The sequence below is a fragment of the Amycolatopsis sp. NPDC051106 genome (genome assembly GCF_040682775.1).
Lineage (GTDB): Bacteria > Actinomycetota > Actinomycetes > Mycobacteriales > Pseudonocardiaceae > Amycolatopsis.
In genome coordinates this window covers 48,584-69,633 of the sequence record NZ_JBFBBQ010000047.1, presented here as the reverse complement: position 1 = coordinate 69,633, position 21,050 = coordinate 48,584, and the positions used below count along the sequence as shown (strand labels likewise).

The 21,050-nt window shown below is 72.2% G+C and carries 14 protein-coding genes, 1 pseudogene and 1 riboswitch; of the genes and pseudogenes, 3 read left to right on the top strand and 12 right to left on the bottom strand.

The features are described 5' to 3' along the window. Positions 1–85 precede the first annotated feature (85 nt). From AB0M83_RS30100 to AB0M83_RS30075, 6 genes are all read right to left on the bottom strand, one after another. Positions 86–1,441: a dynamin family protein gene (locus AB0M83_RS30100; RefSeq protein WP_364521836.1), complete on the bottom strand. Its 1,356-nt coding sequence runs from the start codon at positions 1,439–1,441 to the stop codon at positions 86–88. Beyond that, a complete protein-coding gene (locus tag AB0M83_RS30095; RefSeq protein ID WP_364521834.1) occupies positions 1,438–3,291 on the bottom strand; it encodes a dynamin family protein in 1,854 nt (617 codons plus the stop codon). The genes AB0M83_RS30100 and AB0M83_RS30095 overlap by 4 nt, the downstream gene beginning before the upstream one ends. Before the next feature lie 34 nt (positions 3,292–3,325). Continuing rightward, positions 3,326–4,339, bottom strand: coding sequence for a glycoprotein (locus AB0M83_RS30090; RefSeq protein WP_364521832.1), 1,014 nt, complete (start codon positions 4,337–4,339; stop codon positions 3,326–3,328). Between the two features lie 129 nt (positions 4,340–4,468). After that, entirely contained in the window at positions 4,469–7,039 is a 2,571-nt protein-coding gene (locus tag AB0M83_RS30085) for an AAA family ATPase (protein ID WP_364521830.1), read from the bottom strand. A 204-nt stretch (positions 7,040–7,243) separates the two neighbouring features. After that, the gene (locus AB0M83_RS30080) at positions 7,244–7,849 is read right to left on the bottom strand and encodes a hypothetical protein (RefSeq protein ID WP_364521827.1); all 606 of its coding nucleotides are present in this window, start codon (positions 7,847–7,849) and stop codon (positions 7,244–7,246) included. A 4-nt stretch (positions 7,850–7,853) separates the two neighbouring features. Then, positions 7,854–8,282, bottom strand: coding sequence for a hypothetical protein (locus tag AB0M83_RS30075; RefSeq protein WP_364521825.1), 429 nt, complete (start codon positions 8,280–8,282; stop codon positions 7,854–7,856). Between the two features lie 141 nt (positions 8,283–8,423). Here AB0M83_RS30075 and AB0M83_RS30070 point away from each other — a divergent pair, with 141 nt between their 5' ends. Continuing rightward, on the top strand, positions 8,424–9,830 hold the full coding sequence (locus AB0M83_RS30070) for a hypothetical protein (protein WP_364521823.1): 1,407 nt from the start codon (positions 8,424–8,426) through the stop codon (positions 9,828–9,830). A 37-nt stretch (positions 9,831–9,867) separates the two neighbouring features. On the opposite strand, the gene AB0M83_RS30065 is transcribed toward AB0M83_RS30070, so the two are convergent. Then, positions 9,868–11,751 (bottom strand): hypothetical protein, encoded by a 1,884-nt coding sequence (locus tag AB0M83_RS30065; RefSeq protein WP_364521821.1) that lies wholly within the window; start codon positions 11,749–11,751, stop codon positions 9,868–9,870. 199 nt (positions 11,752–11,950) lie between these two features. Between AB0M83_RS30065 and AB0M83_RS30060 the strand changes: the two genes are divergently transcribed. Beyond that, entirely contained in the window at positions 11,951–13,108 is a 1,158-nt protein-coding gene (locus AB0M83_RS30060; protein WP_364521819.1) for an FAD-dependent monooxygenase, read from the top strand. On the opposite strand, the gene metH is transcribed toward AB0M83_RS30060, so the two are convergent. Beyond that, on the bottom strand, positions 13,090–16,722 hold the full coding sequence (metH, locus tag AB0M83_RS30055; protein WP_364521817.1) for a methionine synthase: 3,633 nt from the start codon (positions 16,720–16,722) through the stop codon (positions 13,090–13,092). The genes AB0M83_RS30060 and metH overlap by 19 nt on opposite strands. A 14-nt stretch (positions 16,723–16,736) precedes the next feature. Further along, positions 16,737–16,815: riboswitch (S-adenosyl-L-homocysteine riboswitch) on the bottom strand. 154 nt (positions 16,816–16,969) lie between these two features. On the opposite strand from metH, the gene AB0M83_RS30050 reads away from it, so the two are divergent. Beyond that, positions 16,970–17,830, top strand: a complete 861-nt coding sequence (locus AB0M83_RS30050) for a TIGR03619 family F420-dependent LLM class oxidoreductase (protein ID WP_364521815.1) — start codon at positions 16,970–16,972, stop codon at positions 17,828–17,830. 19 nt (positions 17,831–17,849) lie between these two features. Here AB0M83_RS30050 and AB0M83_RS30045 read toward each other — a convergent pair whose 3' ends face one another. The 4 genes and pseudogenes from AB0M83_RS30045 to AB0M83_RS30030 form a co-directional block, all read right to left on the bottom strand. Next, positions 17,850–18,191: a hypothetical protein gene (locus tag AB0M83_RS30045; protein ID WP_364521813.1), complete on the bottom strand. Its 342-nt coding sequence runs from the start codon at positions 18,189–18,191 to the stop codon at positions 17,850–17,852. Positions 18,192–18,296: 105 nt separating this feature from the next. Continuing rightward, positions 18,297–18,881 (bottom strand): annotated as a pseudogene (locus tag AB0M83_RS30040) (sterol carrier protein domain-containing protein); the annotation flags it as partial. A 48-nt stretch (positions 18,882–18,929) separates the two neighbouring features. Next, positions 18,930–19,505 carry a GNAT family N-acetyltransferase gene (locus AB0M83_RS30035; RefSeq protein ID WP_364521811.1) on the bottom strand — a complete coding sequence of 192 codons (576 nt, stop codon included), beginning with the start codon at positions 19,503–19,505 and terminating at the stop codon, positions 18,930–18,932. Between the two features lie 130 nt (positions 19,506–19,635). After that, positions 19,636–21,021: a sugar porter family MFS transporter gene (locus AB0M83_RS30030; RefSeq protein ID WP_364521809.1), complete on the bottom strand. Its 1,386-nt coding sequence runs from the start codon at positions 21,019–21,021 to the stop codon at positions 19,636–19,638. Positions 21,022–21,050 lie beyond the last annotated feature (29 nt).

Sequence of the window (21,050 nt, the reverse complement as noted above, 5' to 3'; positions counted from 1 at the left end):
CGAGCATGTCACCGAACAACCCCACCGAACCGCGCTCCCCTCGCGTTCGATCTCCCCTCTTGCGTCACGGACGATACCGCACCGGTTACTCGGCGAGCGCGCCGAGCGCCTGCCGGACCGCGGCGCGGCCCGCGTTGCCCGGCAGGTCCAGGCGGCTCGGCACGTCCACCCCGGCCGCGCCGAGCAGCCGTTCCGCGTCGCGGGCCTCGTCGGAGGTGAAGAGCACGACGCCGAGCCGGATCGAGTCGATCAGCTGGATCTCGGCGAACTCGTGCGCCCCCGCGACGATCCGCTCCCATTCGTGCAGCAGCCCGCCGGTGCGGTCCGGGTAGGCGCGCAGGACCAGTTCCGCCGCCTGCAGCGCCGAACGGGCCTTGAGCACGTCGGCCCGCGCGGCGAACTGGGTGGTCAGCAGGGAGCGCAGCCGGTGCAGGCCGCTACGGGCCAGCAGCTCACCCGACAGCGCCCGGGCGCCGGTCACCAGGCCGTCGCGCGTCAGCTCGACCGCCAGCCGGACGCCGAACAGGCCGTACCGGGCCAGCAACTCGGCGCGCTCGGCTGCCGCAATGTCCACTTCGGACTCCGCGCGGGCCAGCCGGTCGGCCGACGTCAGCAGCCGGGCGACCTCCGCTTCCGGTGCGGCGGCCAGCAGCCGGAACGCGCGGTACTCGGACTCCTTCAGCGACGCGGCGGAGCTGGCCAGCAGGCCGGCCACCGGGACCACGGTCTGGCAGAGCCCGCGGACGCGGGAGTCGCGGGCGTAGCGATCGGCGATCTTCGCGGCCGAGTCGAGCGCGTCGGTCCGGGCGTGCCCGACCTCGTCGGCCCGCGACAGCACGCCGATGGTGTTCACCGGGCGCCGCTGCGCCGGGTCGTCGTGGAAGGCGTCGAGGAACCGGACGTCGTCGCCGTGGACGTGGCGCATCAGGTACACCACGGCGTCCGCGGTGCCGACGCCGTCGCCTTCGGGGACCAGCGCCGCTTCGGTGCGCCCGGACACCTCCGAGCGCACCGAACCCAGCCCGGGCGTGTCGATCAGGGTCATCACCCGCAGGGCGGGCGACGGCCAGTCGACGACGAGCCGGTCGACGTCGCCGGGCGCCATGCCGAGCTCGAGGCCGAGGGTGCCGGACAGGCGCCCGAACGGCAGCTGGCGCGGCATCCCGCGGACCGGGTGCAGCATGATCCGGTAGGTCGGGCCGTTGCGGTACCAGGTGACGACGCGGGTGCACTCCCCCGCGTCCGTCGCCGCCAGCTCCTGGCCGACGAGCGCGTTGAGCAGCGTGGACTTGCCGGCCTTGACCCGGCCGGCGATGGCGACGCGCAGCGGTTCGGCCAGCCGGCCGGCGATCTGGCGCAGCTGCGGTTCGGCGGGGGTGCCGGCGTACCCGGCGCACGCGCGGGCGACGAACCCCCGGACCTGGACGTAGAGCGGGGTCATCGCGTCACCGCCGGGACGGGCGCGGGCGCGGCTTTGGAGGCGCTGCGCAGGGTGAGTTCGCCGGCGCGGCGGCCGAGCACTTCGAGGGCTTCGATGTCGGCCTCCAGGCGTTTCAGCTCGCCCGCCTCGGCGTCGTCCTCGACGACCGCTTTCTTCGCGTTCGCCAGCGCTTCGGTGAGGGACCGCTGCAGTTCCTCGACGCGCGCGCTGTAGGCGTCGCGGAGTTCTCTTTGGACGATCCGCATCGCGTCGCGGGAGTCCTTGCCGACCTGGAGGTTGAACTCGTCGACGAACCGGCGCACGGCGGTCTTGGCCAGGCCGCGGCGCTTTTCCAGCTGCCGCTTGCGTTCGTCCGTGAAGCCGGAGCGGCCCATCAGCAGGCCGGCCGCGATCCCGAACGGCGTCGGGATGGCCAGCGCGGCCATCTTCGTGAGCATGGAGAACATCAGGAAGCCGCTGTAGGCCTTCTGGAACGCGGCCATCCCGGTGGAACCGCGGGTCTTGACGCCGGTGAACGACGAATCGATGGCGATTTCCTCGACGACCTGGACCGGCGCCTGCACCTCGCGCGGCAGCACGGCCTGGGATTCGGCGAGCTCGAAGTGCTCGGCCACGCGCGTCGCGATTTCGCGGGCCTGCTTGATGAAGGTCGCGTAGTTCTCGAGCGTCTCGTTCGCGAGGCGCTGGCGCAGCCACTTCTCGAACTCGGCCCAGTTCTTGGCGGGGTCGCCTTCTTCGATGGCTTCTTCGGCCTCGTGCAGCACGCCGCGGGAGCGGGCGCGCAGATCGTAGTCCACATCGGACGAGATGTCGGCGAAGCCGTCGAAGAGCAGCTGCTGCCACTTCGCGGTCTGGCTGCGCAGCGCGTCGACGCGGTCGTTGACCCGGGTCAGTTCCGCGACGAGCTCGGCGGACTGCTCGGGGTGGGCGAGCGAGGTGCGGCGGGCGCGCAGGGCCGCGTTGAGCTGGCCGACCGCGGACCCGACGTGCAGGCCGACGGCGTTGAGCGCCGAGCGTTCGGCGTCGCCGACGACGCCCTGCAGGCACTTGACCAGCTGCGGGAACCCGGATTCGACGTTCAGCTCCTGGTCGGCCGAGCGCGCCGCGACGGTGCGCAGCTCCGAGGAGACGGCGACGGTGTCGATCGCGATCCCGCACGCGGCGAGGTGGCCGGCGTTGAGCTCGAGGATGCGCCGCCACTGCGGGTAGAGGTCGATCTTGGTGAGGACGAAGAAGACGCTCGGGCACAGTTCCTTCACCGTCCGAAGGAACCGCAGCTCGGCGCCGGTGAGTTCTTGGGAGGCGTCGGAGAGGAAGAGGACGGCGTGCGCCCGCGGCAGCGAGCTGACCGTGACGGCGTTGTGCAGCGAGCCGAGGCCGCCGACGCCGGGGGTGTCGACCAGCACCAGCCCGCCGGAGAGCAGCTGGCGGCTGATCGACGCGGTGACGGACTTGAGCTTCCGGACGTTGCCGGGGTTCCCGGCTTCGCTGACGTGGGTCGGCAGGTCATCGAGGGAGATCCGCTCGGTCCACGGCGGCGACGACGGGTCGGCCGGCTCGTAGGTCGCCAGAGCCCCGGACTCCGGCGCGAACCGGACGACCGTCGGCACCGCGGTCGCGATGTCGTCGTCGACCGGGCAGATCTTCGCGGTCAGCAGGGCGTTGACGAGCGAACTCTTGCCCTGCTTGAACTCCCCGACGACGTAGACGGTGACGTCGGGCTCGGACAGCAGGCGCCGGGCGTCGGTGAGGCGCTGGACGAGATCGTCCCGTCCGTAGGCCTTCGCCCCCTTGACCGCGAGGTCGAGGGTGTCGAGGGCGATGCGCCCCCCGCCGCTCGGCTCCTGCATGACCGCTCCTCAGTGCTTTCTCGCCTGCGCCGGCTCAGTAGTGGTCGACGTCGTGCTGGTGGTGATCGGCGTCGTGGTCGTGGTGGTGCCCGCCGCCGTGGTGGTGCTCGTGCTCGTGGCTCTCGTGGCCGTGGTGCTCGGTGGACGCCTGCTCGTTGAACTGGTTTCCGCCGTGGTGGCCGCTCGAGCCCTGTTCGTTCTGGAAGATGTTGCCGTGGCCGCCCGTGGAGGCCTGCTCGTTGAACTGGTTGCCGCCGTGGCCGCCGGCGCCTTGCTCGTTCTGGAAGATGTTGCCGTGGCCGCCGGTCGAGGCCTGCTCGTTGAACTGGTTGCCACCGTGGCCACCGGAACCCTGCTGGTTCTGGAAGATGCTCCCGCTGCCGCCCGTGGAGGCCTGCTCGTTGAACTGGTTGCCGCCGTGACCACCCGAGCCCTGCTCGTTCTGGAAGATGCTCCCGCTGCCGCCGGTCGACGCCTGCTCGTTGAACTGGTTCCCGCCGTGACCGCCCGAGCCCTGCTCGTTCTGGAAGATGTCTCCCACGCCGCCACCGGTCGAGGCCTGCTCGTTGAACTGGTTCCCACCGTGACCACTCGAGCCCTGCTCGTTCTGGAACACGTCACCGTGGTGGCCGGCGGACGCCTGCTCGTTGAACTGGTTGCCGCCGCGGCCGGAGCCTTGCTCGTTCTGGAAGATGTCGCCGCCGCGGCCGCCCGTGGAGGCCTGCTCGTTGAACTGATCCCCGCCCGAGCCACCCGAGCCCTGCTCGTTCTGGAAGATGTCGCCGCCGCGGCCGCCCGTGGAGGCCTGCTCGTTGAACTGATTCCCACCGGAACCACCCGAGCCCTGCTCGTTCTGGAAGATGTCCCCACCGCGGCCACCCGTGGAGGCCTGCTCGTTGAACTGATTCCCGCCCGAACCACCCGAGCCCTGCTCGTTCTGGAAAATGTTCCCCGAACCCCCGGTCGAAGCCTGCTCGTTGAACTGATTGCCCCCGGAACCACCGGCACCCTGCTCGTTCTGGAAAACGTCGCCCGATGAAGTCGTCATCCTGTGCACTCCTGACATTCGGATCGGTGAAGCCCTCGCCCCTCCGTTGTCTCCAGTCTTGGGCCGGCGGGCGCCCGGGTCATGAGTAGCGGCCTACTCGGCTTCCGCCCTGTCACCGCCGCGGACTACCTAAGGACCGTCGCCGGGACTACTCCCCGAGACGAGCGGGCCTACCACCGAGGCCAGCTCGCGCCGCCCCGAAATACCCAGCTTCGCGTAGACGCCGTGCAGCACGTTGTCGACCGTGCGCACCGAAACCACGAGCCGGTCCGCGACCGCCCGGCTCGTCAGCCCCGTGGCCACCAAGCGAGCGATCTCCAGCTCCCGGACCGTCAGGTCCAACGGCGTGTCCAGCGAGGAAAGGGCCGGCGTCGCGGCGTCCTCACAGGACGCCAGCCACGCCCGCGCGCGCTGGGCGGACATCGCCGCGCTGCCGTTCCTGCCCTCCAGGCGATGCACCCGCGCCGCCTGGGCCGAAGCCTCCGCCGCCAGCAGCCGCGCGCCCGCGTCGGCGAACGACGCGGCCACCGAATCCAACGCCGAAGCGTCCGAGACGGCCGAAGCGTGGGCCGAGTACAGCTCCGCCATCCCGCCCACCGCCGGGATTTCCCCCGGCTCGCCGCCGAACCGGACGAGGTCGTGGCGGATCTCGGCGGCGACCGCGAGCCTGCCGTCTTCCAACGCGGCCGAAGCGGCGGCAGCACCCAGCGCCAGGGCCCGGGTCAGCTCACCCCGCGCCGCGGCCACCCACGCGCCGTCCCAGTCGCCGAGCGGCTCCGCCACGCGTCCGCTCATCGCCGTCGCCCGGACCAGCGCCGCGGCGACGGCGGGGCGGAACTCGTACGGCTGGTCGTGCGCGTCCGCCGCCAGGGCCTCGCGCAGCCAGCGGATCGCGCCGCGGACATTGCCGTAGGCGAGCGCGACCGTCCCGAGCGACGCCGCCGCGCCCGCGACCGCCGGGCCCCACCGGTCGCGGACGGCGTCCCGGTAGCCGTCCCCGGCCCGGTCTTCGGCCTCCTCGAGCCGGCCCGCCCGGCACAGCGCGACGATCCGGGCCTGCTCCAGCCGGACTCGCGCCCCCGGCGCGGACGCATCCGAAATCCGCTCCGCGATGGCCAGGCCCTCGTCCACGACGCCGAGACACGCCTCCGTCCGCCCGGTCGAAGCCAGGGCCCCGGCCGCGACCACCAGCGCCGCGAGCCGGAGCGCGTCGCCCCGGCGGTTGCGGTCCAGCACCGGCCCGAGCAGGTCCAAGGCCTCGCTCGACGACCCCGCCGCCGCGCGCAGGGCCGCCCGGGCGGTCGCCAGCTCGTCCGAAGCCACCGCGCTGGACACCGCCGTCTCGGCCGTGTCCAGCACCGCGGCGGCCTCCTCGGACCGGTTCAGGCCGAACGCCAGGTTCCGGGCCCGGGTGGCGGCGACGCGGGCGTGCTGCGCGTCGGACACCGTTTCGCCCGCGAGGTCCGCGAGCAGCGAGTCGGCGTCGGCGTGCCGCCCGCCCGCGACCCGCACCTGGGCGAGCAGGAACTTCGCGCCGAAACCGCCGCCCATCCGGACGGCTTCGGCCGCCAGCTGCTCGGCCTGCGGGAAGTCCTTGCGCAGCACCGTCTCCGCCGCGGCCCGGATCAGCTGCGGGTCGGTCGGCAGCCCGGCGGCCAGCCGCCAGCGCACCAGCCGCGGCTTGTCCTCCGCGCGCCGCGCGCCGGTGAGGTCCAGGGTCTGCGCGAGGATCCGGTAGGTGTCGCGCTGGCGCAGCGGCGACGTCCGGCGCCGGATCACGTCGGCGTAGAGCGGGTGCGCGAGGCGGACGTTCAGCCGCCGCCCGGTCCGTTCCGAAACGACCAGCCCGGCCTGCTCGGCCCAGGCGAGGACGCGCGCGGCGCCGAGGCGCACCAGCGGTTCGCTGCCCAGCGGCTCCCCGAAAGCGAGCAGTTCCAGCAGCCGCCGCTCGTCGGCGTCGACCCGGTCGATGCGGGTTTCGATCAGCTCCACCAGCCGCGGGGTCGCCAGCAGGGCCCCGCTCCACCGCCAGACGCCGTCCTCGGCCGACAGCGAGCCGCTGTCGAGCCCGCCCTGCACCAGCTCGCGCAGGAACAGCGGGTTGCCCAGCGTCAGGTGCCACAGCCGGTGCTCCGCGCCGTCGTCGAGCCGCCCGCCCAGCGCCGCGGTGATCAGCTCGGTGGTCTGCGGGCGGGTGAGCTCACCGACGTCGAGGCGCTCGGCGACGCGGTCCTTCCACATCGCGAACACCGGGTCCGGCACGCTCACGCCGTGCGGCGCGATCACGAGCACGAACGCCGACGCGGTCGCCGCCAGCTGGTGCACCAGGGTCGCGGACAGGTCGTCGAGCAGGTGTGCGTCGTCGACGCACAACACCAGCCGGCGCCCCTCCGCGCCGCGGGTGAGGTGCCCGGCGACCTGGTTGAGCCGGTGCGCGCGGTCCCCCGTGCCGTCCGCGTTGCCGGGCAGGAGGTGGGCGAACGCGCCGAACGGGATCGTCGACGCCGACGACATCGCGCGCACCCAGTGCGTGCGCGCCCCGCCGGCGGCCAGCTCGGCCAGCAGCACCTTGGCCAGCCGGGTCTTGCCGGCGCCGGCGCGCCCGGTCAGCAGCAGGCCGCAGACCTCCGGATCGCCCAGCGCCCGGCGCGCCGACGCCAGTTCCTGTTCGCGGCCGACCAGCGGCCAGTCGTTCGCCACACCCACTGCCTCCCCAACCCCTCACGGGCTTTCCGCGGCCCGCGCACACTCGTTCCTCGGATAATGACTACGCGGAGCCCGGCCAAGTACCGGATCCGCGCGGCGATTCGGCATGAATCGATGAACGGCGCCGCGAATGCGACACAACGGACAGTCGATCTCCGATTTCGTGACCGTTTCCCGACCATTCCGGGGAATTCGTGATCAACGACTTCCCGGTGATTCTTTTTCGCAGGCGACCATCATTCCTACGACGCGTGGCAGCACCACCGCGTTCCACCCGGCCATGGCGGTGACGAGTTCCGGTTCCGGGCCGCCGGTCCACACGCGCACCTCGCCCGCGCGCAGGTCGACGCCGAGCACGCGGGACCACGGCACCTTCGGCGCGCACCACCGCCGGCGGCGCAACCCATCGGCGTCCGCGTCGATAGGCGCGTGCCCGCCCCCGCCGAACCGGGCGGTGGCGCCGGCCGCGATGGCGTCGACCGCGGCCCGCGCGATCCGCGGGCAGGCCGCCGTTTCGACCAGTTCGACCAGCCGCCGCCACGTTTCGCGAGCGTCCTCGAGTTCGCTGCCGCCGCGGAAGGCGTCGAACACGAACCGGCTCCGCACCCGGCCGCGGGCCAGGCCGAGCGCGTAGCTGGCCTGGTGCGGCCGGGCCGCCGCGTGGTAGGCGACCCGGTCCACGTCGGCCAGCCGGAAGGTCCGGTCACCGATGACGATCACGTCACCCGCCGCGGCGAGCGTGCGCCCGCCGCTGCAGACCCGGACGTCGCCGGAACCGGTGAACGAAAACTTCCCTCCCGCCATCGGGCTACTTGCCGGTCTTCGCGAGGCAGAGCACGACGCCGGTCTCGCCCTCCTTGCCCTGCCAGAACACCTGGTCGGCGTCCGGGTACGGGGCGCACGCGCTGATCTGCGCTTCGATCCGGGTCTTGTCCTCGACGCGCGCGACGACCTTGAGCGTCGCTTCGGGCGTTCCGCAGTCGACGATCTTCACGGAGTTCTCGCCGCTTTCGGTGACGCAGTTGCCGGTCTGCGCGTTCTCGCCGTTGGACCGGGTGGCCACCCAGGCCAGCACGAGAACCCCCGCGACGAGGATCAGGAACACGGTGAGCACGATCTTCTGCCGCCGCTTCGACTTCTTCGGCGCGGGCGGCGGGGGCGGCGGTCCGGGCATCCCCGCCTGCGGCGGCACCGGCCGGGCCGGGTCCGGGTACTGGGGTCCACCGGTCTGGGTCATGGCGTTTCCTCCCTCGAACGTCCAGCTGTCGCCTTCTAGGCGTTCCACTCGCGTTCCACCGCGTTCCACCCGATGTTCGGGACAACGACCGCTCCGGACGGCCAGGATGATCGGCACTGTTCCCGACGTGAGGACCCGAGGATGACCCGACTGCCCGCTTTGGCCGTCACTGCCTTGACGGCCGCCGCGCTGCTGACCGGCGGCACCGCCGAAGCCGCGAGCCCGCCGTTCACCTCTTCGGTCTTCCGCGCTACCCACAACAGCTATTCGGGCAGCGTCGACGGGGCGAAGAACTCGATCGCCTACCAGCTCGACCACGGCGTCCGGTTCATCGAGTACGACATCCACGACAACGGCTACGCCACGAACCACGACTACGGCGTCGGCCACGATTCCCCCGGCAACGCCGTCGACCACAGCGGCGGCAACCCGGCGTCGAACAACCTGCGGGACTGGCTGTCGGTGGTGAACACCTGGTCGGCGGCCCACCCCTCGGCCGCGCCGATCGTCGTGATGCTCGACCTCAAGGACGACCTGACCGACAACGCGAACTTCGCGGCGGGCAACCTCGTCGCGGTCAACCAGGAGCTGGAGTCGGTGTTCGGCGCCCGGCTGCTGCGGGCGCAGGACTACCCGGCCGGCTCGCCGACCGTGGACGCGCTGCGCGGGCGCGTGCTGCCGCTGCTGTCGGGCGACGGCGGCAGCCGCGGCGAGTACAAGCGGGACGTCGGGTACCACCCGGCCGTCGCGCTGAACGGCCGCGGCCAGATCGTCGAGGTGCACGACTCGGGCGGCGGCGCGCTCTGGTACTGGACCGGGACGTACGGCGCCGACGGCCGCGTCACCTGGCTGCGGCACGGGAAGTACGACAGCGGCCAGACGCCGGCCGTCGCGCTGAACGACGACGGCGACCTCGTCGAGGTCCACCAGTCGCAGACCGCGACCACGCTCTGGTACCACGTCGGCAAGCTCGGTGCGGACGGCGAGATCACCTGGCAGGCCAGCCACCAGTACGACAACGGTGTCCAGCCGACGGTCGCCTTCACCGACGGGACGCACCTGCGGGAGATCCACCAGAGCCAGAGCGGCAGCCAGAACTGGTCTTGGAACGGCACCCTGGCGGCCACCACGGTGGCGTGGACCGGCAACGCGAAGACGTCCGACGCGCGGTTCGCCAAGGACACCGCCACCAGCGGTACCCGGCGCGTGAAGGTGTGGACCGGCGCCGACGGCCCGACGCCGTCGAACACCCTGCGCGTGGACACCGCGAGCGTCACCGGCGACCGCATCCGCTACCGCCAGGTCGCGTTCGACGAGTTCCAGAAGGGCGACAGCGCGGAGCTGCAGCAGGGCGCGCTGTTCTACGGGGCGCCCGCGACGGAGTCGGCGTTCATCACCTCGGCCCGCCAGTCGGGCAAGCTGGTCCGCGGCTGGGACTTCGACTCGGCGGGCGACGCGACGTCGCCCCTGGCGAACTACCCGGCGACCAACCACCCGTACGACGCCTGGTACCAGACCCTGCTGACCCAGAACGGCGCCGTCGAGTAGCCCCACCAAAGGTCCTGAATGACTCATTCAAGACGCTTCAGCCCGGGTGGTAGGAGCAGCGGGTGCCAGTGCGGACGCCGCCGCGCAGGACGTCGCCGATCGCCGCGTCCGCCGCCGCGATGCGGGTCAGCGCGCGGCGGATCGCCTTGCCCACCGCGATCCGCGCCTTCTCCTCCGCGCCCGCGAACTCGCGGACGCGGCCCGCGAGCCCCGCCGCGGCCGACAGCTCGCCCAGCAGCCAGTCGCGCTCGGTGCGCACCCGCTCCGCCCGGCCCGCGTCGTGGTTGGCCTCGTGCTCGTCGAGCTCGGCCTCGAGGTTCGCGAGCCAGCGCCGGTAGTGCGCGGACGCGGCCTGGTCGAGCACCGGCTGCGCGGACGTCACCTCGGCCACCACCCCGTGCGCCAGCTCGACCGCGGTCAGCTCGTGGCCCGGGTTGTCCAGCAGCGTCGCCAGGTAGCCCATCCCGACGCTGTGCTCCACCTGGACGGACCGCCCGTCCAGTGCGAAGAGCCAGTGGCTGCCCTGGCGCCGGCAGGTGACCCGGCGGTCCGCGACGCGGGTGGCGAAGGCCGGCAGCACCATCCCGAGCTGCCCGGCCTCGCGCGTCGCGGCGGCCAGTTCCCGCCCGGCTTCGGCCGAGCCGGGTCCCAGCGCCTGCGCGAGCCGCGCGCGGGACAACGCCGCGGCCGGCCAGTGGGCCAGCGCGAGGTTGTCGCGCACCGCCGCGCGGAAGTGCTCCGTGGCGCGCCCGATCTCGCCCGCCGTCAGCATCGCCACGCCCAGCGCGTGCTGCACCGAGCCGAAGCAGGCGACGGCGAGGCTGCCCATCACCGGCAGCCTCGCGAACGGCGTGAGCAGCGCGTAGGCGGCGAGCGCCGACTCGACGTCCGAGAGCAGGTAGGCCGACTCGACGATCCCGTACATCGACACGAGCCAGCTGCTCGACCGCGGCAGCAGCGCCAGGTCGCGCCCGCGCAGCCGGGCCAGCGCGCCGGCCGCCTCGCGCTCGTCCCCGGCCGAAGCGGCGGCGACGGCCAGGCCGGCGACGAACGCGTTGTCCACCACGCTGAGCGTCGGCGAATGCACCGTCTCCCGCAGCACCGGCAGCAGTTCGGCGACCCGGCCCTGGTACCAGCGCACCGCTCCGAGCTGCGCGGTGTACCAGCCGATCGCGTCGGCGTCCCCGGCCTCCTCGCCCCGCAGCGCGCAGGCGGCCGCGCGGGCTTCGGCCTCCTCGAACCGGCCCGCGCGGATGCTGAGCATGACGTCGATCGCGTCGAGCACGAACCCGACCGCGAGGTGGTCGCGCTCGGCCAGCAGGCCACGCAGGTCGGCGAGCCCGCGCTGGGCGTGCGGGTCGCCGTCGAGGAAGAGGTCGACCGTGCGCCAGAGCAGGCCCATCAGCAGGTCGCTGCGCCGCCCGGTGCGGAAGCCCTCGGTGATCAGCTCCTGCGCGAGCGCGCGCCGGCGGCCGCCGTGGCCGGGCCCGAGCAGGCAGTGGTGGGCCAGGCTCGCGGCCTCGGCCCAGGCGACCGGGTCACCCGCGCGCTTGGCCTCTTCGAGCACGGCGAGGATCTCGTCGCTCTCCCCCGCCACGTAGTCGGCCTCGCCCGCGAGCCGCGCCTTGAGCCGCAGGGCCAGCGACGACCCCGGGTCGACGGCCGTGCGGGCACTGCGCAGCCGCGCCTGCAGCAATGCCGCCGCGGGCACGCTCCGGTGTTCGTGCACCCACAGCCCGGCCAGGCCCAGCGCGGCGCGCGCCATCCCCGCCCCGTCGCAGTCCGCCTCCGCGGCCCGGTACGCCCGGTCGAACCACTCCCGGCCGGCGCGCAGGTCGCCGTCGGCCTCGAGTGCGCGCTCCCCGTTGCGCAGCAGCTCGCCGAGTGCGGTGGCCGCCGGTCGCGTTTCGCTGTCCAGCATCGCCGCCCCCTCTCCCCCGGCAAATGGTGCCCGCGCGACCGGCCGGGGTCAACGTGCGAAAACCGGCGGGAAAACCCTGCTCACGGCCGGGAATTTTCCGCCGTCACGGTCGGCGTGCGGTCCACTCGCGACCGTCGCTGACGGCGGCCGTCAGTGCTTCGCCAGCGACCGGTAAGCCGCCCTGGCGATGCTCGGCGGCATGAAGAACCTGACTGTCCTGATCTCCGGCGCGAGCATCGCCGGCCCCGCCGTCGCCCTCTGGCTGTCCCGCTACGGCTGCACGGTCACCGTCGTCGAGCGTGCCCCGTCGGTGCGCCCGGGCGGGCAGGCCGTCGACTTCAAGGGCGCCACCCACCGGACCGTGCTGGAGCGCATGGGCATCCTCGACGACGTCATCGCCCGCCAGACCGGCGGCACCGACCAGACGATCATCGACGCCGAGGGACGGCCCCAGGCCGTGATCCCCGGCGAATTCACCGGCGGTGACCTCGAGATCCGCCGCGGCGACCTGGCCGACCTCCTGTACGAGCGCACCGCCCCGCACTGCGAGTACCTCTTCGGCGACACCATCACGTCGCTGACCGAGACGGCCGGCGGCGTCGACGTCACCTTCGCCCACGCCGCCCCCCGCCGGTTCGACCTCGTCGTCGGCGCCGACGGCATCCACTCGACCGTCCGGCGGCTCGCCTTCGGCCCGGAACGCGACTACGTCACCTTCCTCGGCCACTACTACGCCCTGGCGGAACTGGGCGAGCAGATCGCCGACGGGGAAGCCGTGATGTACAACGAGCCGGGCCGCATGGCGGCGGTCGGCGGGCCGAAGGCGTCGGCGTTCTTGGTCTTCGCCTCACCCGAGCTGGACTACGACCGCACGGACACCGGCACCCAGCGGGAGCTGGTGGCCGCCGCCTACCGCGACGCCGGCTGGCGGGTGCCCGAACTGATCGAGAAGCTCCCGCAGGCTCGCGAGTTCTACCTGGACTCACTCGCGCGCGTCACGATCGACCGCTACTCCCGCGGCCGGGTCGTCCTGCTCGGTGACGCCGCCTACGGCAACACCCTCGGCGGCTTCGGCACCGGCTTGGCGGTCGTCGGCGCGTACGTGCTCGCCGGCGAGCTGCTCGCGGCCGGTGGCGACCACCGCGTCGCCTTCGCGCGCTACGAAGAACTCTTCCGCGGCTACGCGAAGGTCTCGCAGCGCGGCAGCGCGGGCCCGTTCCTCGCGCCGCCGTCCCGGCTGCGGATCAAGCTGCGGGACTGGACGTTCAAGTCCCGCTTCCTGCTCCGCATGATGCTCAAGGCGACCGACAACTTCGCCACGGACATCGAGCTGAAGGACTACGCCCCGGGCTCGTAGGCCAGGTTCGGCCGCAGCCACTGCTCGACCTCGGCCACCTCGACACCCTTGCGGCGCGCGTAGTCCTCGATCTGGTCACGGGCGAGCCGGCCGACGGTGAAGTACTTCGAGTCCGGGTGCGCGAAGATCAGCCCGGACACGCTCGCCGCCGGCATCATCGCGTACGACTCGGTCAGCGCCATGCCCAGCTCGCCGGACTCGAGCAGCTCGAACAGCTCCCGCTTCTGGCTGTGGTCGGGGCTGGCCGGGTAGCCGAGCGCCGGGCGGATGCCGCGGAACCGCTCCGCGTGCAAGTCTTCCAGCTTCGGGTCGGCGTCCGGCTCGAACCACCCGCGGCGCGCCTTGAGGTGGATGTACTCGGCGAACGCCTCCGCGAGCCGGTCGGCCAGCGCCTTGACCATGATCGCGCGGTAGTCGTCCTGCTCGGCTTCGTACTTCGCGGCGAGCTCGTCGGCGCCGTGGATGGCGACGGCGAAGCCGCCGAGGTGGTCGCCCGCCGGCGCGATGTAGTCGGCCAGGCAGCGGTTCGCCCGGCCCGCCGGCTTCGACGTCTGCTGGCGCAGCATCGGGAACCCGACGTGCGAGAACTCGCCGTCGAGCAGGATGTCGTCGCCTTCGGAGTGCGCCGGCCAGTACGCGTACGCGCCCTTCGCGGTGAAGCTGCCGTTCGCGATGATCTCGTCGAGCAGCGTGTTCGCGTCGTCGAACAGCTCACGGGCGACCGGCTGCTCCAGGATGGCCGGGTACTTGCCCTTGAGCTCCCAGGCGAGGAACAGGAACTGCCAGTCCACCATCTCGCGCAGCTCGGTGATGCTCGGCTCGACGACGCGGCGGCCGGTGAACTCCGGGGTCGGCAGCTCGTCGAACGGCACCTTCTCCGGGTTCGCCCGCGCCTGCTCGAGGGTGAGCATCGGCCGGCGCTGCTTGTTCGCGTGCTGCTCGCGCAGCACCTCCTGGTCGGCGCGGTTCTTCTCCGACAGCGCGATCGACCGGTCCGGGTCCAGCAGGTCGGACACCACGCCGACCACCCGCGACGCGTCGAGGACGTGCACCGTCGCGTTGTCGTAGGCGGGCGCGATCTTCACCGCGGTGTGCTGGCGGGACGTCGTGGCGCCGCCGATCAGCAGCGGCATCTTCAGGCCCCGGCGCTGCATCTCGGTGGCGACGTTGACCATCTCGTCGAGCGACGGCGTGATCAGCCCGGACAGCCCGACCGCGTCGGCGCCCTCGGTGACCGCGGTGTCGAGGATCTTCGCCGCCGGCACCATCACGCCGAGGTCGATCACCTCGTAGTTGTTGCAGCCCAGCACCACGCCGACGATGTTCTTGCCGATGTCGTGGACGTCGCCCTTGACCGTGGCGAGCACGACCTTGCCCTGGCCGTTCGACACCGCGGCCCGGCCCGCCAGCCGGGCCTCCTCCTTCTCGGCCTCCATGAACGGCTCGAGGTAGGCCACGGACCGCTTCATCACGCGGGCGCTCTTGACCACCTGCGGCAGGAACATCTTGCCGGCGCCGAACAGGTCGCCGACGATCTTCATGCCGTCCATCAGCGGGCCTTCGATCACCTCGAGGGGCCGGGCCTTGAGCAGGCGCGCCTCTTCGGTGTCGGCTTCGATGTAGTCGACGATGCCGTGCACGAGCGCGTGCGACAGCCGCTCCTCGACCGTGCCTTCGCGCCACGAGAGGTCCACGACGCGCTTGGTGCCGCTGCCCTTGACGTTCTCGGCGAAGCTCACCAGCCGGTCGGTGGCGTCCTCGCGGCGGTCGAAGAGCACGTCCTCGACCAGTTCGAGCAGGTCCTTGGGGATGTCCTCGTAGACGGCCAGCTGGCCGGCGTTGACGATGCCCATGTCCAGCCCGGCCTGCACGGCGTAGAACAGGAACGCCGAGTGCATGGCCTCGCGCACGACGTCGTTGCCGCGGAAGGAGAACGAGAGGTTCGAGATGCCGCCGCTGGTCCGGGCGCCGGGACAGCGCTCCTTGATCCGGGGCAGCGCTTCGATGAACGCCTTCGCGTACCCGTTGTGCTCGGAGATGCCGGTGGCGACGGCCAGGACGTTCGGGTCGAAGATGATGTCCTCGCCCGCGAACCCGGCCTTCTGCGTCAGCAGGTCGTACGCGCGGCCGCAGATCGCCACCTTGCGGTCGGCGGTGTCGGCCTGGCCCTGCTCGTCGAAGGCCATCACGACGACGCCGGCACCGTAGTCGCGGATGGTGCGGGCCTGGGCGAGGAACGGCTCCTCGCCCTCCTTGAGGCTGATCGAGTTGACCACGCCCTTGCCCTGCAGGCAGCGCAGGCCGGCTTCGAGCACGCTCCACTTGGAGCTGTCGACCATCACCGGGATGCGGGCCACCTCGGGCTCGGTGGCGATGAGGTTGAGGAACGTCGTCATCGCCTGCTCGGACTCGAGCAGGTCGGCGTCCATGTTGACGTCGAGCAGGTTGGCCCCGCCGCGGACCTGCTCCAGCGCGACGTCGACGGCGCCCTGGTGGTCGCCGGACTCGATGAGCCGCCGGAACCGCTTGGACCCGGTGACGTTGGTGCGCTCGCCGATCATCACGAACCCGGTGTCGGCGCCGATGCCGAACGGCTCGAGCCCGCTGAACCGGGTGCGGACCGGCGGCGCGGGCACCTCGCGGGGCGTGACGCCCTTCGCGGCGGCGGCGATCTTCGCGATGTGCGCCGGGGTCGTGCCGCAGCAGCCGCCGACCAGGTTGACCAGGCCTTCACGGGCGAACCCGCCGATCAGCCCGGCGGTCTCCTCCGGCGTCTGGTCGTAGCCGCCGAAAGCGTTGGGCAGGCCGGCGTTCGGGTGGCAGGCGACGTAGGTGCCGGCGATCCGCGAGAGCTCCTCGACGTGCGGGCGCATCTCCTCGGCCCCGAGCGAGCAGTTGACCCCGACGACCAGCGGCTCGGCGTGCTCGATCGAGCTCCAGAACGCCTCGACGGTCTGGCCCGAGAGCGTCCGGCCGCTCAGGTCGACGATGGTGACCGAGATCCACAGCGGCAGGTGCGGCGCGACTTCGCGGGCCGCGGCGATGGCCGCCTTGCAGTTGAGCGTGTCGAAGATCGTCTCGATCATCAGCAGGTCGACGCCGCCTTCGGCGAGTCCGGCGATCTGCTCCGCGTACGCGGCCTTGACCTGCTCGAACGTCACCGCGCGGTACGCCGGGTCGTCCACCTTGGGCGAGAGGCTGAGCGTGACGTTCAGCGGGCCGATCGACCCGGCGACGAACTTGCCGCCCAGCTCGTCCGCGGCCTGGCGGGCCAGCTGCGCGCCGCGGACGTTCATCTCGTGGACGTGGGATTGCAGCCCGTAGTCGGCCTGGCCGATGCTGGTGGCGGTGAAGGTGTTCGTCGTGGTGATGTCCGCGCCGGCCGCGAGGTACTGGCGGTGCACGTCGAGGATGACGTCCGGGCGGGTGAGGTTCAGCAGGTCGGGGTCGCCGGTGACGTCGTGGGTGTGCTCGCCGAAGCGGTCGCCGCGGTAGTCGGCCGGGGTCAGCCCGGCGCCCTGCAGCATGGTGCCCCACGCGCCGTCGAGCACCGCCACCCGCTGCCCGAGCAGCTCGCGCAAGCGCCTGGTGGTGTCGGACTCGCTGGGGTTCATCGGCAGCCTCCCTCATCCGGGAGGCGCCCTTGGTTCGGTGGATCCGGCCGAGCGTGGCGGACCCCGTGGTCCGTTGCAGCGCCTCTCGACCTGTGGTCAAGGGTACTGGAAACCGGACGGCTCACACCATCCCGCCCCACCCGGTTCTCCCACCTGTTGGGACAGTGGACGTCCACAGTGGACTGAATACACGGAGTAACCAGGCATCGGTCTTGAAAACTGAAACACGTTCTAATACGCTCCCCGCGTGGACTACGGAATCGTGCTGTTCACCAGCGACCGAGGCATCACCCCGGCTTCCGCGGCGCGTGCCGCGGAAGCCGCGGGGTTCGCCACCTTCTACGTGCCGGAGCACACCCACATCCCGGTCAAGCGCGAGTCGCCGCACCCGCGCACGGGCGACGCGTCCCTGCCCGACGACCGCTACAGCCGCACCCTCGACCCGTGGGTGGCGCTGGCGACGGCGGCCGCGGTGACGTCGCGGATCCGGCTGTCCACGGCGGTGGCGCTCCCGGTGGAGAGCGACCCGATCACGCTCGCCAAGACGATCGCGAGCCTGGACCACCTCTCCGGCGGCCGCGTGACGCTCGGCGCGGGTTTCGGCTGGAACGTCGACGAGCTGACCGACCACGGCGTCCCGGGCAACCGCCGCCGCACGGCGCTGCGCGAGTACCTCGAAGCGATGAATGCACTGTGGACGTCCGAAGAAGCTTCCTACGACGGCGAGTTCGTCTCGTTCGGCCCGAGCTGGGCGTGGCCGAAGCCGGCCCAGGCCCACATCCCGGTCCTGCTCGGCGCGGGCCCGACGGAGAAGACGTTCCGCTGGATCGCCCGCCACGCGGACGGCTGGATCACGACCCCGGCGGACTCCGACCTCGACGGGCACGTGGCGCTGCTGAAGGAGACCTGGCTCGCCGAGGGCCGTTCAGGCGCGCCGCGGATCTGCGCACTCGGCGAACGGCCCGACCGGGACCGGTTGGCCCACCTGGATTCCCTCGGCGTGACCGAGACGATCTTCGGGTTGCCGGACCGGTCCCCGGAGGAGGTCGAGGCCTGGATCGGCCGGCTGGCCGGGAAGCTCGGGCTGGTCGCCGCCACCGCCCGCTGACGCTGCCCCGGAGCGACCTTCAGAACCAGTGCAGGCAGTGCGGCTCCCGCTCGGCGCGGAACAGCGCGTCGGCAAGCGATGCCGCGCCCGGGTGGTGCGCCCGGACGTGCCCCGCCCGCACCAGCGTGCTCGGGGCGGTGCCGCCGAACCTCCACTCACCCGCAAGCGTGCGGTCACCCTGCCGGACCGGTTGCCAGAGCAGGCCGAGGCTCGGACCGGTGGTCACCCCCGCCTTCCGAACGGGTCGGAACCAGTGCAGGCAGTGCGGCTCCCGCTCGGCGCGGAACAGCGCGTCGGCAAGCGATGCCGCGCCCGGGTGGTGCGCCCGGACCAGCGTGCTCGGGGCCGGTGCCGCGCGCAACGCGACGCACCTCCACTCGCCCGCAGGCGTGCGGTCACCCTGCCGGACCGGTCGCCGGAGCAGGCCGAGGCTCGGACCGGTGGTCACCCCCGCCTCGCGAACGGGTCAGAACCAGTGCAGGCAGTGCGGCTCCCGCTCCGCGCGGAACAGCACGTCGGCAAGCGATGCCGCGCCCGGGTGGTGCGCCCGGACGTGCCCCGCCCGGACCAGCGTGCTCGGGGTGGTTCCCCCCAGGTACAGCGACCCCAGGTCGCTCACGTCCAGGGACAGGTCGGGGTCGCGGTCCGTCGGGCCGCACTCGGCCTTGCCGTCGCGGATCGTCAGCAGGTAGCGGCCTCGCTCGCCGGCGAACGGGTCGGCGACCTCGAGGACCAGCTCGCCGTCGGTCGTCCAGCCGCGTGCGGTCAGCGCTCGCGGGATGTCCAGGATCCGCACCCAGAGCCAGTCCGTTTCGTCGCTCACCTGCGCCGCGCGGACGTCTTCGAGCTGCCAGCGCAGGGGGTGCCCCGGCGGGCACTGCCGGAACACGACCTCGGTGGCCAGGTCGTGGTCGAGCAGGAACCGGGCCAGGGCGGTGGCGACCGCGTCGTCGGCCGCGATCGTCTCGTCGACCGTCATCGCGCCCGCCCCTTCGAGCACGTAGGTCGCGTACCCGTCCGGGACGCCGGCGGCGTCGCGGTGGACGGCGACGTAGCGCCGCGCCGGGGCGACCGGCGGCCGGCCCGCGCCGCGGGCCCATCAGTGGTGCGGCCGGGACAGCGCACCCGGGCGGGTCCGGCGGTAGCGGTCGTAGACGTCTTCCAGGATGTCGGCGCAGTCGGCGCGCCGCAGCACCTCGATCGAACCGGGCACCGGACCGGCCGTCGCCCTCGGGGCGGCGAAAGCAGCTTGATGGCGCGGCACCGTCAGCCGGTGCGTGGTGGTCGCCGGGCCGTAGCCGAACCTGCGGTAGATCACCGCCTCGCTGGCCAGCAGCACGGAGAGGAACTCCCCGCGCGCCCGGGCGTCGGCGAAGTGCTGCCGCACCATCGCGGTGAGCGCGCCCTGGCGCCGGTGCGAGGGCAGGACACCGACGGCCGTCACGCCGGGGACCGGGACGACGGTTTCGCCGGGGAGGGTCAGCTCGAACGAGTACGCCGCGGCGGTGCCGACGGGGCGGCCCTCCGCCGTCACGGCGAACAGGGCGCGGTCCATTTCCAGGGCCGACCAGACCCGTTCCGCTTCGCCCGGAGGCTCCGGGAAGCGTCCGAACGCGGCGAAGAGCGTGTCGACGAAGACCTCGCGGTCCTGCTCGGTCGTGGGACGGATCTCCATCGGCGGTGCTGCTCCCCTGGCTCGTGGTCCGGTCACAGTGCAGCGCCGGACGCGGCGGGGCAAGCGATTTACGCGAAAGTGCGGCGGGGCCCGGACGCATCCGGGCCCCGCCGCCGAGACCCCCCCGGGGTCAGCTCTTGGCCGCGACCCCCTGCCGCGCCCGGAGGTCGAGCTCGATCTGTTCCAGCGAGCGCCCCTTGGTCTCCGGCACGAGCCACTTCGTCAGCACGAAGAGCACCACGTTGATGCCGGCGAACAGGAACATCGAACCGCCGATGCCGAGCGAACCCACGGCGGAGATGAGCGGGAACACCGCGCTCACGATGCCCGTCGCCGCCCAGAGGATGACACTGCTGACGCCCATGCCGGCCGCGCGGTACTTCAGCGGGAACACCTCGGCCATCATCACCCAGACGACCGCGCCCCAGCCGAGTTCGTAGCCGACCAGGTACAGCACCATCATCACCAGCATCAGGATGCCGCGCGTGCCGGTGTCGTGGACGTTCAGCACGACGAGCCCGGCGGCCACCAGCGTGATCACCATGATCACGTTGCCGATGAGCAGCAGGGGCTTGCGGCCCCAGCGGTCGACGACGAACACGACCCACGCGGTGAACAGGAACTTCGTGACACCCAGCAGCACGCCGGACAGCAGCGCGGCCTGCGTGGCGAAGCCGAGGCCGATCAGCATCGTCGGGAAGTAGGCGTTGATCGCGTTGACCCCGCTGAACTGCTGGCCGACCGCGAGCAGGATGGCGACGATCATCATCGGCCGCACGAAGCCGGAGAACAGGTCGCGGAAACGCGGCTTGCCCTCGGTGTCCATCTGGATGACCTCGCGGATGGTCGCGATCTCCTCGTCGAGGTTCACGGTGTTGCCGTGCGCGCTCTCCAGGACCCGCCGGGCTTCCGCTTCCCGGCCGTTCTTGAGCAGCCAGCGCGGCGTCTCCGGCAGGAACGCCAGCCCGGCGAGCAGGATCACGGCGGGCACGATCGCGCCGGCGAACATCCAGCGCCACGCGGAGATCGGGCCGAGCCAGTAGCTGACCAGGAACGCGATCAGGATGCCGAGCACGATGAAGATCTGGTTCAGCGCGCCCATCGCGCCCCGCAACCGGGCGGGAGCCAATTCGGACAAATACGTCGGCACGGTCGACGACGAAACGCCGATGCCGAGGCCGATCACCAGCCGCGAAATCACGAGCAGCGCGAACGTCGGCGAGAAGCTCGCCGCCAGCGTCCCCACGATGACGATCGCCGCGGCGACCATGATGGTGCGCCGCCTGCCGAGCGCTTCGTTGATGCGACTGGAAAGCAGCGCGCCCACGATGGCGCCGACCGACAGGCTGGCGGTGATCACGCCCTTGTCCCAGGCGGTCAGCGACCAGGCTTTCCCGATGAACGGGAGCACCCCGGAGATCACCCCGAGGTCGTAGCCGAACAAAATGCCGCCGAGCGCGCCGAAGAAGTACAAGGTGGTTCGGCCGATATGCCGCGCCGGGGCTGTCTGCGTCATTGCCGGGTCGCCTCTTTCGTAGGTCCAGT